This is a genomic window from Butyrivibrio sp. NC2007 (assembly GCF_000421405.1).
Lineage (GTDB): Bacteria > Bacillota > Clostridia > Lachnospirales > Lachnospiraceae > Butyrivibrio.
Map to the genome: position 1 here is coordinate 14,293 of NZ_ATWY01000014.1, position 14,865 is coordinate 29,157.

A 14,865-nucleotide genomic window follows, 5' to 3' on the forward strand; every position below is an offset into this window, starting at 1 on the left:
GGCGTTGTCTGCTGCGTCTTTTTTAAAGAAATGAGGAGCAGCCAATGAATGAAACCACATTACTAAAAATGCGTGGCATTGTTAAATCATTCCCTGGCGTCCGTGCGCTTCAGAATGTGGATTTCACCCTTAACAAGGGAGAGATACATGCGCTGATGGGGGAAAACGGTGCAGGAAAATCAACGCTTATAAAAGTACTTACAGGTGTTTATCCCAAGGATGCGGGGAATATAGAACTTGAGGGGAAGGCAGTTGCGATCCATTCGCCTCAGGATGCACAGAATCTTGGAATAAGCACGGTTTATCAGGAAATCACTCTTTGTCCTAATCTCACTGTTGCTGAGAATATGTTCATCGGAAGAGGCGAGGGAGTTCTTACAAACTGGAAGCAGATAAATGCTGATGCGGATAAACTCCTTCAGTCACTGGACATTCCGGCCAGGGCAACTCAGCAGCTCTCCAATTGTTCCATCGCAGTTCAGCAGATGGTAGCGATTGCAAGAGCGGTGGATATGGATTGTAAAGTTCTTATATTGGATGAGCCCACATCATCTCTTGATGAGCAGGAGGTTGAAAAGCTCTTTGGCCTCATGAGAGATCTTAAGGAGATGGGAGTAGGAATCATCTTCGTAACACACTTCCTTGACCAGGTATATGAGGTGTGTGACAAGATCACTGTCCTTAGAGACGGACAGCTTGTAGGTGAATATGAGATCAAGGATCTTCCGAGAGTTCAGCTTGTTGCCAAGATGCTTGGTAAAGAAATGGATGATCTTTCAGATATAAAAGGAGAGACGAATGAATACAAAGGAAAAGATGCTGGAGAGATCGTGTTCGAAGCTAAGGACCTTCAGTCCGATGCCGGAATAAAGCCTTTTGATTTCTTTATCAAAAAGGGTGAAGTAAACGGCTTTACAGGACTTCTGGGTTCAGGCCGAAGCGAGTGCGTAAGAGCAATCTTCGGAGCTGACAGGATCCTTGGAGGTAAGGTCAAGGTTCATGGCAAGGATGTCAAGATAAATAAGCCTATTGATGCCATGAGAAACGGTATAGCTTACCTGCCTGAAGACAGAAAGATAGATGGAATAATAGGAGATCTTTCCGTAAGGGAGAACATAATCCTTGCGCTTCAGGTTTTGACAGGATTCTTTAAGCCGTTTTCAAAAGCTCAGGCCAATGCCTTTGCAGATGAATTCATAGAGAAGCTCAACATCAAGACACCATCAGCTGATAAGCCAATCAAGGCACTTTCAGGAGGAAATCAGCAGAAGGTTATTCTTGCAAGATGGCTTCTTATGCATCCTGAGTACCTGATCCTCGACGAGCCTACAAGAGGTATCGACGTAGGAACCAAGGTTGCAATCCAGAAGCTGGTGCTGGAGCTTGCATCTGAAGGTATGAGCGTGACCTTCATTTCATCTGAGACTGACGAGATGCTCAGAACATGCTCAAGACTAGTAGTAATGCGCGATAGAAAAGTAGTCGGAGAACTCACCGGTGATGATCTTACACAGAACAAGATCATGGCTACTATCGCAGGAGGGGAATAAGGTATGACAAACGATAAAAAAGGAAATGCTTTGGGCGTGATAAAGACGATAGCGTCCAATCAGCTGTTTATACCGCTTCTTGCACTTGTTCTTCTGGCGGTGGTAAACCTGATAAACGACCCGACATTTTTCGAGATAAAAAACGTAACTAACAACGCAGGCTATATCGTTAAGTCCGGAGCTCTTATCACAATTCTGGACTACGGCTCAGAGCTTGCAATCCTTGCCATCGGTATGACGCTGGTAACTGCAGCTTCAGGCGGACAGGATATTTCCGTAGGTGCAACCATTGCAATCGCAGGTTCAGCAATGCTGAGAGTCCTCTGCGGAGGCAATTCAAGACCTGATACCATTCAGGCACCAATCATTGTTGCTTTCCTGGTGGCTTGTATCGTAGGAATGCTCTGTGGAGCTTTCAACGGAATGCTGGTTTCAATCTTTAAGATTCAGCCCATGATCGCAACACTGATCCTGTTTACCGCAGGAAGATCAATTGCAGCATGGATCAACAACAACGAGCTTCCTATCGTTCCGGATCCCAAGTTTGCTTACTTCGGCGGATTTATCCCCGGAATACCGATCCCGACCACGGTTTTCATAGCAGCGATCTGTATCGTGATCATCGCTCTTGTGCTTAAGTTTACAAACCTTGGTCTTTACACACAGGCAGTTGGTATCAACGAGAGTTCATCAAGACTCAACGGTATCAACCCCACATTTATCAAGTTCCTTTCATTTGTAATTTTGGGACTCTGCGTAGCAGTAGCAGCTCTCATCAAGGTTAGTCGTCTTTCAACCATCAACTACTCGGTTATTGCAAAAGACATTGAGATGGATGCCATCCTTGCCGTTGCCCTTGGAGGTAATGCCCTTTCAGGCGGTAAGTTCAACATCTGGGCTTCAATCCTTGGAGCATACGTAATCCAGTTCCTTACAACAACTCTTTACAAGTTCAACGTTCCTTCCGATGCGCTTGCTGCATACAAGGCCGTTGTAGTTATCATCCTTGTTGTATTCTCAGCTCCTAAGGCAAGAGAGTACATGGAGATGCTTGTGAAAAAGCTGAATCCTGCAAGAAAGGAGGCGGCTTGATATGAAAGAGAAAAACAAAGTAAGTATCTTTAACAAGATGAATGATACGAGCCTGCTTCTTACCATCACCATTGTTATATTCTTCCTGATGTATATCGGAGCAGTGCTGTTTCAGGGAGGCGGATTCTCAAAGCCTCAGATGTTCTTTAACATCTTGAATGCCAATGCGGCACTTATCATTACAGCCTGTGGTATGAGTATTGTAATGATCTCAGGCGGAATCGATATTTCCGTGGGCGGTGTTGTAGCTCTTGTATCAATGTGCTGCGCAGTATATCTGGATAAAACAGATTCGCCAAGCCTTCTGGTTTCAGTGCTTATAGCCATCGGTATCGGAGTTGCTTATGGACTTGTACAGGGCTTTTTGGTTGCTGTACTTGATATTCAGCCGTTCATCGTATCTCTCGCCGGAATGTTTTTTGCAAGAGGTATGACAACCATAGTTAATACAGCACCTTTCAATGTAGAGAATCAGGCTTTCATAGCCCTTAAGGACACACGTGTAAACGTACCTTTCCTTGGTTCCTACAACAAAAAAGGCATATATGTTCCCGCATATATTGAAATTGGTGTTATTGTGGCCCTTGTACTTGTGATATTATTATTTGTAGTGCTCAGATGGACCAAGCTTGGAAGGAGCTTTTATGCAGTTGGCGGAAACAAGCAGAGCGCTCTAATGATGGGTATAAACGTAAGAAGGACCAAGTTCCTGTCACACCTTATCTGCTCTACACTGGCAGGCATCGGAGGATATGTATATTTCCTTCATGTAGGATCAGGATCTGCAAGCCATGCCATGGGTATGGAGATGAACGCAATTGCTTCCTCCATCATCGGCGGAACACTCTTAACCGGTGGTGTCGGCAACATTATCGGAACGTTCTTTGGTGTTCTTTCACTTAGCACCATTCAGAACATCGTTGCCTCTGCAGGACTTGACGAAGCATGGTGGACAGGTATCACCATTGCAGCAATGCTCTGCATCTTCCTTCTTATCCAGAGCGTAGTTATGGCTCAGAAAAAGAAAGCTATCAAGGCCTGAGGATAATTAAGGGAACATGAAAAGATTTTTTAAACTGATACCTTTGCTGCTCCTGATACCGGCTATTCTGGCCGGTTGCGGGAGTAGCATTCCTTCCGAAAATGCGGAAGAAATATTAGAAACCCCAAAAGCCGACGATCTCGTTACCGTCGGCTTCTCTCAGTTGGGGGCAGAATCGGACTGGCGAAGTGCAAACACAGACTCCATGTTAAGTGCCTTTACGGAAGAAGCCGGCTACAATCTGATCTACAAAAACGGTCAGCAGAAACAGGCAAACCAGATCACTGCCATCAGGATGTTTATCCAGCAGGAGGTGGACTACATAGTTCTTGCACCTTCTACGGAGGACGGTTGGGAGACCGTGCTGGGAGAAGCCAGAGAAGCCGGCATTCCCGTTATTCTTGTTGACAGAAGAGTAAACACAGCAGATAAAAATCTCTATTCCTGCTGGGTCGGTTCCGACTTTGAGCTTGAGGGAAAAAAGATGGCAGCCTGGATCAAGGCTTATACCGAGAGCAAGGGAATCGCACCTGAGGATCTCCACATAGTTAACATTCAGGGTAACATCGGTTCAACGGCTCAGATAGGCAGAACCAGGGGCCTTGCAAACGCAGCAAGAGACAACGGCTGGGACCTCATGGCAGAGGTGAGCGGAGACTTTACCGAGAACAGAGGAAGAGAAGTTATGGGAGCTCTTCTAAAGAGGTTCGATAACATAAACGTGGTCTACTGCGAGAATGACAACATGGCCATCGGCGCCATTGATGCCATCGAGAGCGCCGGAAGAAAAGCCGGCCCCAACATTCAAAATGGCGAGATCATGGTTGTATCCTTTGACGGTGTCAACGAGACGGCCCTTGACTACGCAAGACAGGGCAAGATCTCCTGCATCGCTGAGTGTAACCCACTTCACGGACCAAGAGTTAGAGCCCTTATCGAAGTTCTCAAGATAGGCGAGACTCCCGAGAAATTCAACTACGTTGACGAGATGCTCTTTAGCTCAGTTCCGGGTGTCGACGCCATCGTAGTAGACGACAAGACCTACAAAGTTGAAAGAGAATACTAATGTGAGTCACCGGGGACGTTTCAGTTTGACTCACTTTGAGACACTGGGGACGTTTCAGATTGACTCATTGCGCGCAATGAGTCAGGGGGGACGGTTCTTTTGACTTATAATTGCAGAAGATGTGGTAAAAGAGTGCTTTTGCCACATCTTTTTTGTTTTATCAGCCCGCCGCCACGAGATTGTAGTTCACATATATACCGGAGTCAATGGCTGCCCGAGCGCCAAAGGGCGGCGCCCAGCGTACTGTCCCTTGACTCCGGTATCTATGTGAACGATCGGTCACTAAGGCGGGCCGATTAAAAGGGGCTGGATAGAAGATGCATCCAGGCGCAACCGGTGTTTTCATGTCCCGGATGCGATAGAGTGCACATTTGCCACAGATATAGGCTGGATGAAGCCTCTTGTGCTAGCTTTTCTCATGCCCCGGAGACAATAGAGTACGCTTTTGCCACAGATTTAGGCCAGATGAAACATCTTGTGCAAGCTTTTCTCATGTCCCGGATGCGATAGAGTACACATTTGCCACAAATATAGGCCAGATGAAACATCTTGTGCAAGCTTTTCTCATGTCCCGGATGCGATAGAGTATACATTTGCCACAGATATAGGCCAGATGAAACGTCTTGTGCAAGCTTTTCTCATGTCCCGGAGGCGATAGAGTGCACATTTGCCACAAATATAGGCCAGATGAAACATCTTGTGCAAGCTTTTCTCATGTCCCTGAGGAGATAGAGTACGCTTTTGCCACAGATTTAGGCAAGTAGACACTTTAGCCAAACCTCTGCTTTGGATTGTGGCAGAGAGGTGCTTTTTAGGTGGATTGACAGGTAAAAAGTAGGCATAAGATCTTTTTCCAAGCCTGAATTTATGGCAGGAAGGAACTTTCTTGGTAGATTGACAGGTAAAAAGCTTGTACAAGATCTTTTTCCAAGCCTGAATTTATGGCAGGGAGTAACTTTCTTGGTAGATTGACAGGTAAAAAGCTTGCACAAGCTCTTTTTCCAAGCCATAGTTTATGGCAGGATGGTACATTCTTGGCGAATTGACAGGTAAAAAACTCATGAAGAAAAATGCTCCTCTGATCCGATTCCGGAGGACGTAAAAAATGAGTCAAAGTGAAACGTCCCCACTGACTCAAAATGAGTCAAAGTGAAACGTCCCCGGTGACTCCCCGGTGACTCATAGAATCCCACAGTGGAACATGGTATAATTATTCAAAACCATGGAGGACGGGATATATGAGGAAAGCAGCGGTGGTGCTATTGGCAGCCACACTTTCATTTTGCATAATATCAGGATGCGGAAAGAGCGAACAGCCATCAATAGATCAGCAGACGGCAGATACTCGGAATGTGGAGATTCAGGCTACTGAGCAGACCACGGAGATTATTTCTCCCGAGGATGGCCTTGTAAACTACACAGTCAAAGATCTGGATCTCAATGATGTGGCGCTTGCAGATTACGTAAAGGGTAACAAGCTCACCATGATCAATATCTGGGGAACCTTCTGCGGACCATGTATTTCAGAGATGCCGGCCTTGGGTGAGATTGAGCGAAGGTACAAGGATAAAGGCTTTGAGATTGTGGGTCTAACCTGTGATGTATACGATATGTACGGGAACTATGACGAGAGAATAATAGATGACGCCAGGTCAATTATAGAAGATACGGGAGTTACCTACCCTGTTCTTGTGGCTCCGTCGCAGCTCATGATGGAAATAGGGCTCCAGTATGTTCCGACAACATATTTCCTCGACTCAGAGGGCAATGTACTGGGAAACGCTGAGATAGGAAGCAAGACCAGCGTTGAATGGGAAGATGTTATCAACATGTATCTTTCACAGGAATAATAAGAGAGGTCATTATGAAAAAGACTCTGCCGACTTACGTGACGCTGATCCTCCTCTTACTTGCCATTGTTTCCTGCATATTTGGCATCAGCAGGGGAGAAGCAAGTACCGTGGGTAAAAAAGCAACCAGCATATGCATGGAGTGTATTGGAATTGGCTGATAATGGCTTGAAGAAACACAAAATAATAAGAAAAAGCATCCAGGCCGGCTGGGGAATCCTTACAAATGGCTATTTCAAAGGTTTCCTTACTGCCTCAATCTATAAAGGCCCCCTTAAGAACTTCTGCATTCCGGGAATGAACTGCTATTCCTGTCCGGGGGCTTTGGGAGCATGCCCCATCGGAGCCATGCAGTCCATCTTCGATGGCAGGAAAAGAAAATTTGCCTTTTATGTAGTTGGTTATCTCGCTGCAATAGGACTACTGGTCGGACGTCTCATCTGCGGATGGCTCTGTCTCTTTGGCCTGATAGAGGAGCTTCTCTACATGATCCCTACACCGAAGATCAGAATTCCGGAGAAAGTAGACAGACCCTTAAGATATCTTAAATATGTGTTCCTCTTCCTGTTTGTATTTGCACTTCCGTTCTTTTACAGGACAAGTCTTGGTACAGGAGATCCGTTCTTCTGCAAATATATATGCCCTGTAGGAACGCTGGAAGCAGGTCTTCCCCTTGTGCTTCTGGACAAATCCATAAGATCTGCACTGGGAGCACTCTTTAACTGGAAGCTGACTATACTTATTGCCTGCATACTGGCTTCAATCTTTATTTACAGGCCTTTCTGCAAGTATATGTGTCCTCTCGGAGCATTCTATTCCCTGTTCCAGAAGGTGAGCCTTCTCAAGATGTCTTTTGACGAAAATGCGTGTGTAAATTGCGGAACATGTTCCAGAACCTGCAAGATGAATGTGAATCCCATAAAGAGCCCAAACAGCGCGGAATGTATCAGGTGTGGCGAGTGTGTTAAAGCCTGCCCAAAGAGTGCGCTGAAGTTTAATGTAATCGAAAAAAAGAAAAAAGTGTTGACATAGCCTGACGGTTATGTTAAATTATATCAGTGTTTGAAAACAAAGCAGAGTATCCACTCTCACCCTGCGGCTTGGCCAGTAGCGGTTAATATCTTTTCAAATCTAAGCCTGGGGCGAGGATTCTGTAATTGATCATCAGTGGATACATTTGCGAATGTATCCATTTTTTATTCATTTTTGGAGGGTAAAGCCATTAGCGAGTTATTTATTAACGAACAGATCAGAGCTAAAGAGGTCCGTGTAATTGGTATTGAGGGAGATCAGCTTGGAGTTATGCCTATTGCAGACGCCAGGAAGATCGCAGAAGACGAGGGTGTTGACCTTGTCATGATAGCTCCAACTGCTAAGCCACCTGTTTGCAGAGTAGTTGACTATGGTAAGTTCAAGTATGAGCAGCTTCGTAAAGAGAAGGAAGCTCGTAAGAAACAGAAGACTGTTGAGATCAAGGAGATCAGACTTTCTCCCAACATTGATACCAACGATCTGAACACTAAAGTTAATGCAGCCAAGAAGTTCCTTGAGAAAGGAAACAGAGTTAAGATCACACTTCGTTTCCGCGGACGTGAGATGGCACACATGGGAGCCAGCGTTCACATTCTCACAGATTTTGCAGAGGCACTTTCGGATGTTGCGGTTGTAGAGAAGCAGCCTAAGGTTGAGGGACGTTCAATGACCATGTTCCTTGCCGAGAAAAAGAACTGATCATTAGCCAGAAATATTTGGTTAAAGATAAATATGATATAGGTTAATACAGAGAAATCCGTATATCATAACTAAGCGTAGAGTATAGGAGGAAATAGCAATGCTGAAGATGAAGACAAAGAGAGCAGCTGCCAAGAGATTCAAAGTTACAGGCACAGGAAAGCTCATGAGAAACAAAGCGTATAAGCGCCACATCTTAACAAAGAAGTCCACAAAGAGAAAGAGAAATCTTAGACATGCCGGACTTGTTGACGCTACAAATGTAAAGACAATGAAGCAGATTCTTCCTTACGCATAATCTTTGCAGGAAGAAACTTAAGTCAGGTATATTTTTGATTATTTATAGGAGGATTTAAAGATGGCAAGAGTTAAAGGCGCATTAAATGCCAAGAAGAAGCACAATAGAGTACTTAAGCTCGCTAAGGGCTATAGAGGAGCAAGATCAAAGCAGTACAGAGTTGCTAAGCAGTCTGTTATGAGAGCACTTACTTCAGCATTCGCTGGACGTAAGCAGAAGAAGAGAGATATGAGATCTCTTTGGATCACACGTATCAACGCTGCAGCAAGAATCAACGGCCTTTCATACAGCAACATGATGCACGGCCTCAAGCTTGCAGGTGTTGACATCAACAGAAAGATGCTTGCTGAGCTTGCAGTTAACGATCCTGATGGATTCAAGACACTTGCAGAGCTTGCAAAAGAGAAGATCGCATAATATTATTGGAAACTTTTATTGAATAAATAGTTTTTTAATAGTAAAATTAAGGAGTCTGAAGATATAAATTCAGATTCCTTTTTTATTTGATCAAATGTTAAACGGAGGCGATACTATGGCACTTGAGAATTTACAGCCAAAGGAAGTATTTACATTTTTTGAGAAGCTGTGCAGCATTCCACACGGCTCATATAACGTACAGAAGATCAGCGACTATCTCGTATCTTTTGCAAAGGAGAGAAATCTTGAAGTTATTCAGGATAAAGAGCTTAACGTAATAATCAAGGCTCCCGGCAGCGTAGGATACGAGGATAAAGAACCTGTAATCCTTCAGGGTCACATGGATATGGTGGCAGTTAAGGATGACAAAGCAAATATTGATATGAAGACAGAGGGCCTTAGAGTCACAACAGACGGAGAATATGTCTGGGCAGAGGGCACCAGTCTTGGAGGAGATGACGGCATCGCAGTTGCATACTGCCTTGCTCTCCTTGATTCAAAGACCATTCCTCATCCACCACTTGAGGTTGTTATAACAACCAATGAAGAGACAGGAATGGAAGGCGCTAATGCAATTGACCTCTCAGGTCTTAAGGGCAGAAAGATGATCAACATCGACAATGAGGTTGAGGGACAGTTCATCACCAGCTGCGCAGGTGGAGCAAGATTCTACTCATACCTTCCTGTTAAGAGGGAGGCTTTCAAGGGTATAAAGCTCAAGGTAACGATTGATGGCCTTAAGGGCGGTCACTCAGGAGAGATGATAAAGTGCGGAAGAGGAAACGCCAACGTGATCCTTGCAAGAACTCTTTTGGAGGCAAGTGACGTATCTAAATTTTCAATTATCGACATGCACGGTGGTGTTGCCGATAACGCAATCCCTGCATCAGCAGTAGCAGACATCGTTGTAGCAGCAGAAGATGCATCAGCATTTGTAAAGAGCCTTGCAGGAACTCTTAATGACCTCAAGGGAGAGCTCGAGATCAAGGATCCTGATGTCATGATCAGCGTTCAGAATAAGAAGGCAGAAGATGCAGCTGCCGTCGATGAAATCGTAAGCCTTCCTGAAACCGAAGAGATGGCAATAACTGTAGAAGATTCCTTAAAGGTGGTCTCACTCATTGCCGTAATGCCTGATGGAGTACAGGCCATGAGCGCTTCCGTAGAGGGACTTGTTGAGACATCTCTTAACCTTGGCGTTCTGAGTACAGAAGAAAACCGTGTAATACTGGAGCAGTCAGTAAGAAGTAGCGTTGAGACTTCCAAGGAAAATCTTCTTAGAAAGCTTGAACTCATATCCGGCGGCTACGGAGCAGAGACTGTTATCAACAGCCGTTATCCCGGATGGAAGTATAACCCAAATTCTGACCTCAGAGAGCATATGGTTTCTGTGTACAAAAAGATGTATGGCACTGAGCCCAGGATTGAAGCAATCCACGCAGGCCTTGAGTGCGGAATCTTAAGTGACAAGATCAGTGGCCTTGACTGCATCTCAATCGGACCTGACATGGATGATATCCATTCACCAAAGGAGAGACTCTCAGTTAAATCTACAGCCAATGTCTGGGAATTCTTAAAAGAAGTTTTGAAGTGATAAACAGGACAGTCGAAAAGGAGGCGTTACATGAATACCATCAGAAAAAGCATAATGGATGCTGTTGTTGATCTTTTCAACGAAAAGGGAATGAAGTTCACCATGGATGACATATCCAAGAAGCTCCACATCAGCAAAAAGACCATCTACAAGGAGTTTGATGATAAGGACGAGCTCTTTTACGCAACTGTTGACTATGGCTTTGCTGCCATCAAGCAGAAGGAAGCAGAGATCATTGCAGACGATTCCTTAGACCTTATTGATAAGATATCCAAGGTCATTGTATGTCTTCCCGACAACTACAGAAATATCGACTTCAGGCAGGTTTATCAGCTCAGGGAGAAATACCCTGTTGTCTACAGCAGGATTGCCGGCAAGATCGAGACTGACTGGGAAGAGACCGAGAAGCTCCTGGCAGAAGCCATGGAGAAGGGCTACATCAAGAAAGTGCCTATTCCCGTTATCAAGCTTACTATCGAGGGCGCCATCGAGAAGTTCCTCAGCACACAGGAACTTGCAGGAACTCAGGTTACTTACGAGCAGTCCCTCAACAGCATGATTGATATTATTATGAACGGACTTCGCGCCTAAGCGCCATTTGGAGGATAACAATGATATACGCTGATGGACAGATATTTCTTTTACAGACCAAAAACACATCCTACATCTTCAGAAAGACTGAGACCGGTCATCTTGAGCACATTCACTTTGGAGGCTCCATCTTTTCTTCGGAGACCTATGCCCGCCTCAAGACGGAGATAGAGCTTGAGAGTAGAGATAAAGAGCTCCTTGAAAAGACAGTTCAGGCCATGGCTCCCAAGCATTTTAACGGCGGTGGCAACATGAACTACTATGATGATGAGCATGAAAAGCTCTGCCTTGAAATGCTGGGCCTTGAGTTTTCATCCTTTGGAAAGGGTGACATCAGAGAGCCTATGATAGAACTATACTATCCCGATGGAAATACCACGGTAGATATGCTCTTTGACGACTATGAGATCAGAAAGGGTAAAAGAGCTTTAGAGACCCTTCCATCTTCCTACGATGATACAGACAGCGCACAGCAGCTTATAGTAAAGCTCTCCGACAAAGGATATGGTGCAAAGCTTGACCTTATCTATACCGTATTTCCCGACTGTGATGTGATCACAAGAAGTGCAGTCCTTACAAACGACGGAGAAGGCGATATAAGGGTTGAGAGACTTCTTAGCACCTCTGTTGATTTCTATGAGACAGGACTTAAATTTACTTCTTTCCACGGCAGATGGGCCTATGAAATGGGTAAATCAGAGTCTTTATGCAAGGCAGGCAAGGTGGTTTCGGAAGAACTTGCTGCCGGAGAATCCGGTTCAAGATCCAATCCCTTTGTTATTGTCAGCAGTCCTGATGCAGATGAAAACAAGGGAGAGTGCTACGGCTTTAACCTTATTTACAGCGGAAATCACTACGAGGCCCTCTCATCAAACGGCTGCAGCATAAGCAGGTTTGTTACGGGTATTCAGCCAACAGGATTTTCCTGGATTCTTTCAAAGGGAGAAAAGCTCGAGTCTCCCGAAGCTGTTATGGCTTATTCCGGCAAGGGATTTAACGGAATGAGCATGGGTATGCATGAGTTTGTAAGAAAGCATGTGGTAAGGGGCTCATGGCGCGACAAGGAGCGCCCAATCCTCATCAACAGCTGGGAAGCCAACTACTTTAACTTCAACCAGGGCTCTCTTTTGAATCTTGCAAAAGAAGCAAAGAAGTGCGGAATTGAGCTCTTTGTAATGGACGATGGCTGGTTTGGCGAAAGAAACGATGATCACAGGTCACTGGGCGACTGGGAAGAGAATAAGAAAAAGCTGCCCGGCGGCGTAAAAGAGCTGGCAGATAAGATATCGGATCTTGGAATGCTCTTTGGAATCTGGGTTGAGCCGGAGATGGTAAACGAGGATTCTGAACTTTACAAGGCACATCCCGACTGGGCTGTAATGGTTCCGGGGCATGCCCACACCAAGGGAAGATTCCAGTTAAACCTTGACCTTACAAAAACCGAAGTTCAGGACTACATCATAGATTCCATGAAAAAGGTCTTTTCCTCAGGGAAGATCTCTTACGTCAAGTGGGATATGAACAGGATATTCTCAGACCGCTTCTCAACAGGACTTGCTGCGGACAGACAGGGCGAGTTCCAGCACAGATATTACATCGGACTGTACAGGGTCATGAAAGAACTGACAGAGAGCTTCCCTGATATTCTCTTTGAAGGGTGTTCTGCCGGCGGAAACAGGTTTGATCTTGGTATCCTTTCTTACTTCCCGCAGACCTGGGGAAGCGATGATACAGATGCCTTTTGCAGGCTGGATATCCAGAGAGGCTACAGCTACGGATATCCTGCAAGTACTGTGGGAGCGCATGTTTCAGCCTGCCCTAACCATCAGACTCTTGGAAATGCCACTCTTGAGACAAGGTTTGAGATCGCTGCAGCAGGATGCTTTGGCTATGAGCTCAATCTCTGCGACATGAATGACTCTGATAAAAAGATAATTTCAGATCAGGTGGAGTTCTACAAGAAGTGGAGAAAACTCTTCCAGTTCGGTGATTACTACAGACTCCCTGACGATGGCTACATGATCGTTTCAAGGGATAAGAAAAAGGCCATTGCCTTTGCGGTGGAGAAAAAAGCTACTCCTAACTGTGATTACAGGTGCATAAGGACTCTTGGCCTTGATGATTCAAAGATTTATAATATTTCCAACAGAGTGGTGCCTCTTAGCGTAATGGACTTCGGAAGCCTTGTAAATACCATGGCTCCCGTACATGTTAAGCAGGATGGAATCATTCACCACCTTATTGATAAGTTTACGAATTTCACAGGAGAAGAGCAGAAGGAAACAGCTACCGGAGCTTCGCTTAAAAGCCGCGGCCTTTCACTGAACGGATCCTTTGCAGGAACCGGCTACGGTCCTGAGACCAGGATCATGAGGACCGGTGATACAAGGCTCTATCTCTTTGAAGAAGCTTAATCGCTGTAGCTTACGTCCATGTTTGCGATGACTTCGAAGTCGGGATAAGCTTCTTTTACAGCATTTATAGCGTTTTTAAACACATCCGTTTTGTTTGGTACGAAATCAACTACCAGATCAAAGCGGATGTTCTTTTTTTCAAAATCAACAAAGAATCCGTGCATCTGAAGGACGTTGTCAAAGGAGGAGACGATCTTTCTTACGTTGTTTCTTACTTCGGTAATCTTGTCATCTTTGGTATTTACGGAGTAGATACCGATGGAAATAATGGATACGTTGTGCTCCACATAGACTCTGTCCTGGATTTCTCTTGTTATCTCATCAATCTTGTCAGCAGTGAAGGTGTCGGGAATCTCGATGTGAACGGATGCCATTACACGGTCGGGACCATAGTCTGAAAATATCAGATCGTAGGCGCCCTGAACTCCGTCGACATCGACGATTGTCTTCTTGACTGCTGTTGATACCGCTGAATCAATACGCTCTCCGAGGATCTCGCTTATGGTGTCTCTTAACATTTCAAGAGCTGACTTTATCATGATGATAGCGATGATGGCTCCGAGGTATGCCTCAACGGAGAGGTGTGTAAATATAAAGATGAAAGCAGCCAGCAGTGTGGCTGCGGAAATGATGGAGTCAAATCTTGCATCGGTGCCTGATGCGACCAGGGATTCTGAGGATACCTTCTTACCTGTGTTTATGAAGAACTGACCAAGAAGGAGTTTGACCACAACGGCCACAGCTACGATGATAAGAGTAACAGTGCCGTACTGGGCAGGCTCTGGATGAAGGATTGATTTGCAGGACTCAACCAGTGATGTGATGCCGGCATAGAGCACGATGATTGAGATGATCATGGCGCTTAAATACTCAATCCTGCCATATCCGTAAGGGTGCTTTTTGTCGGGAGCCTTGCCTGCAAGAGCAGTTCCTATTATTGTGATGACCGATGAGAGGGCATCACTTAAGTTGTTGACTGCATCAAGAACGATGGCGATGGAGCCGGATATCATGCCTACTATCATTTTAAAACCGGCCAGAAGTATGTTTACCACGATGCCGATGATGCTGGTTCTGATGATGACTTTGCCTCTTGTAACTATCTTCGAATCTGCCATTTTCTATTACCTCACAATTGACTTTCTGTTTATGAATTGTACCATAGATTTGGATGGGTCATACCACAATAATACAAAAATATGATAAAATTAATAGAGTAT

Annotated in this window: 14 protein-coding genes; 13 read left to right on the forward strand and 1 reads right to left on the reverse strand. The window is 45.1% G+C overall.

Annotated elements, in window-relative coordinates; translation table 11 throughout:
• Positions 1-44 precede the first annotated feature (44 nt).
• From G632_RS0111845 to G632_RS0111905, 13 genes are all read left to right on the forward strand, one after another.
• Entirely contained in the window at positions 45-1,550 is a 1,506-nt protein-coding gene (locus G632_RS0111845) for a sugar ABC transporter ATP-binding protein (protein ID WP_022769443.1), read from the forward strand.
• A gap of 3 nt (positions 1,551-1,553) precedes the next feature.
• On the forward strand, positions 1,554-2,642 hold the full coding sequence (locus tag G632_RS0111850; RefSeq protein ID WP_022769445.1) for an ABC transporter permease: 1,089 nt from the start codon (positions 1,554-1,556) through the stop codon (positions 2,640-2,642).
• 1 nt (position 2,643) lies between these two features.
• On the forward strand, positions 2,644-3,684 hold the full coding sequence (locus G632_RS0111855) for an ABC transporter permease subunit (RefSeq protein ID WP_022769446.1): 1,041 nt from the start codon (positions 2,644-2,646) through the stop codon (positions 3,682-3,684).
• 16 nt (positions 3,685-3,700) lie between these two features.
• Positions 3,701-4,750: an ABC transporter substrate-binding protein gene (locus tag G632_RS0111860; RefSeq protein WP_022769448.1), complete on the forward strand. Its 1,050-nt coding sequence runs from the start codon at positions 3,701-3,703 to the stop codon at positions 4,748-4,750.
• A gap of 1,238 nt (positions 4,751-5,988) precedes the next feature.
• Complete coding sequence (locus tag G632_RS19900) at positions 5,989-6,600, forward strand: TlpA disulfide reductase family protein (RefSeq protein ID WP_022769449.1); 612 nt, start codon at positions 5,989-5,991, stop codon at positions 6,598-6,600.
• A 14-nt stretch (positions 6,601-6,614) separates the two neighbouring features.
• Complete coding sequence (locus G632_RS22170) at positions 6,615-6,761, forward strand: CD1871A family CXXC motif-containing protein (RefSeq protein ID WP_022769451.1); 147 nt, start codon at positions 6,615-6,617, stop codon at positions 6,759-6,761.
• Positions 6,754-7,632 carry a 4Fe-4S binding protein gene (locus G632_RS19905; protein ID WP_022769452.1) on the forward strand — a complete coding sequence of 293 codons (879 nt, stop codon included), beginning with the start codon at positions 6,754-6,756 and terminating at the stop codon, positions 7,630-7,632. The genes G632_RS22170 and G632_RS19905 overlap by 8 nt, the downstream gene beginning before the upstream one ends.
• Before the next feature lie 174 nt (positions 7,633-7,806).
• Positions 7,807-8,331: a translation initiation factor IF-3 gene (gene infC / locus G632_RS0111880; RefSeq protein WP_026512554.1), complete on the forward strand. Its 525-nt coding sequence runs from the start codon at positions 7,807-7,809 to the stop codon at positions 8,329-8,331.
• 100 nt (positions 8,332-8,431) lie between these two features.
• Positions 8,432-8,629 (forward strand): 50S ribosomal protein L35, encoded by a 198-nt coding sequence (rpmI, locus tag G632_RS0111885; protein ID WP_022764511.1) that lies wholly within the window; start codon positions 8,432-8,434, stop codon positions 8,627-8,629.
• A gap of 60 nt (positions 8,630-8,689) precedes the next feature.
• A complete protein-coding gene (gene rplT, locus G632_RS0111890; RefSeq protein ID WP_013280184.1) occupies positions 8,690-9,046 on the forward strand; it encodes a 50S ribosomal protein L20 in 357 nt (118 codons plus the stop codon).
• Positions 9,047-9,161: 115 nt separating this feature from the next.
• The gene (locus tag G632_RS0111895; RefSeq protein ID WP_022769454.1) at positions 9,162-10,640 is read left to right on the forward strand and encodes an aminoacyl-histidine dipeptidase; all 1,479 of its coding nucleotides are present in this window, start codon (positions 9,162-9,164) and stop codon (positions 10,638-10,640) included.
• Positions 10,641-10,670: 30 nt separating this feature from the next.
• Positions 10,671-11,231 (forward strand): TetR/AcrR family transcriptional regulator, encoded by a 561-nt coding sequence (locus G632_RS0111900; protein WP_022769455.1) that lies wholly within the window; start codon positions 10,671-10,673, stop codon positions 11,229-11,231.
• Between the two features lie 20 nt (positions 11,232-11,251).
• Positions 11,252-13,645 carry an alpha-galactosidase gene (locus G632_RS0111905; protein WP_022769457.1) on the forward strand — a complete coding sequence of 798 codons (2,394 nt, stop codon included), beginning with the start codon at positions 11,252-11,254 and terminating at the stop codon, positions 13,643-13,645.
• Here the strand turns inward: G632_RS0111905 and G632_RS0111910 are convergent.
• On the reverse strand, positions 13,642-14,763 hold the full coding sequence (locus G632_RS0111910; protein WP_022769458.1) for a cation diffusion facilitator family transporter: 1,122 nt from the start codon (positions 14,761-14,763) through the stop codon (positions 13,642-13,644). The two genes, G632_RS0111905 and G632_RS0111910, sit on opposite strands and share 4 nt — an antisense overlap.
• Between the last annotated feature and the right edge of the window lie 102 nt (positions 14,764-14,865).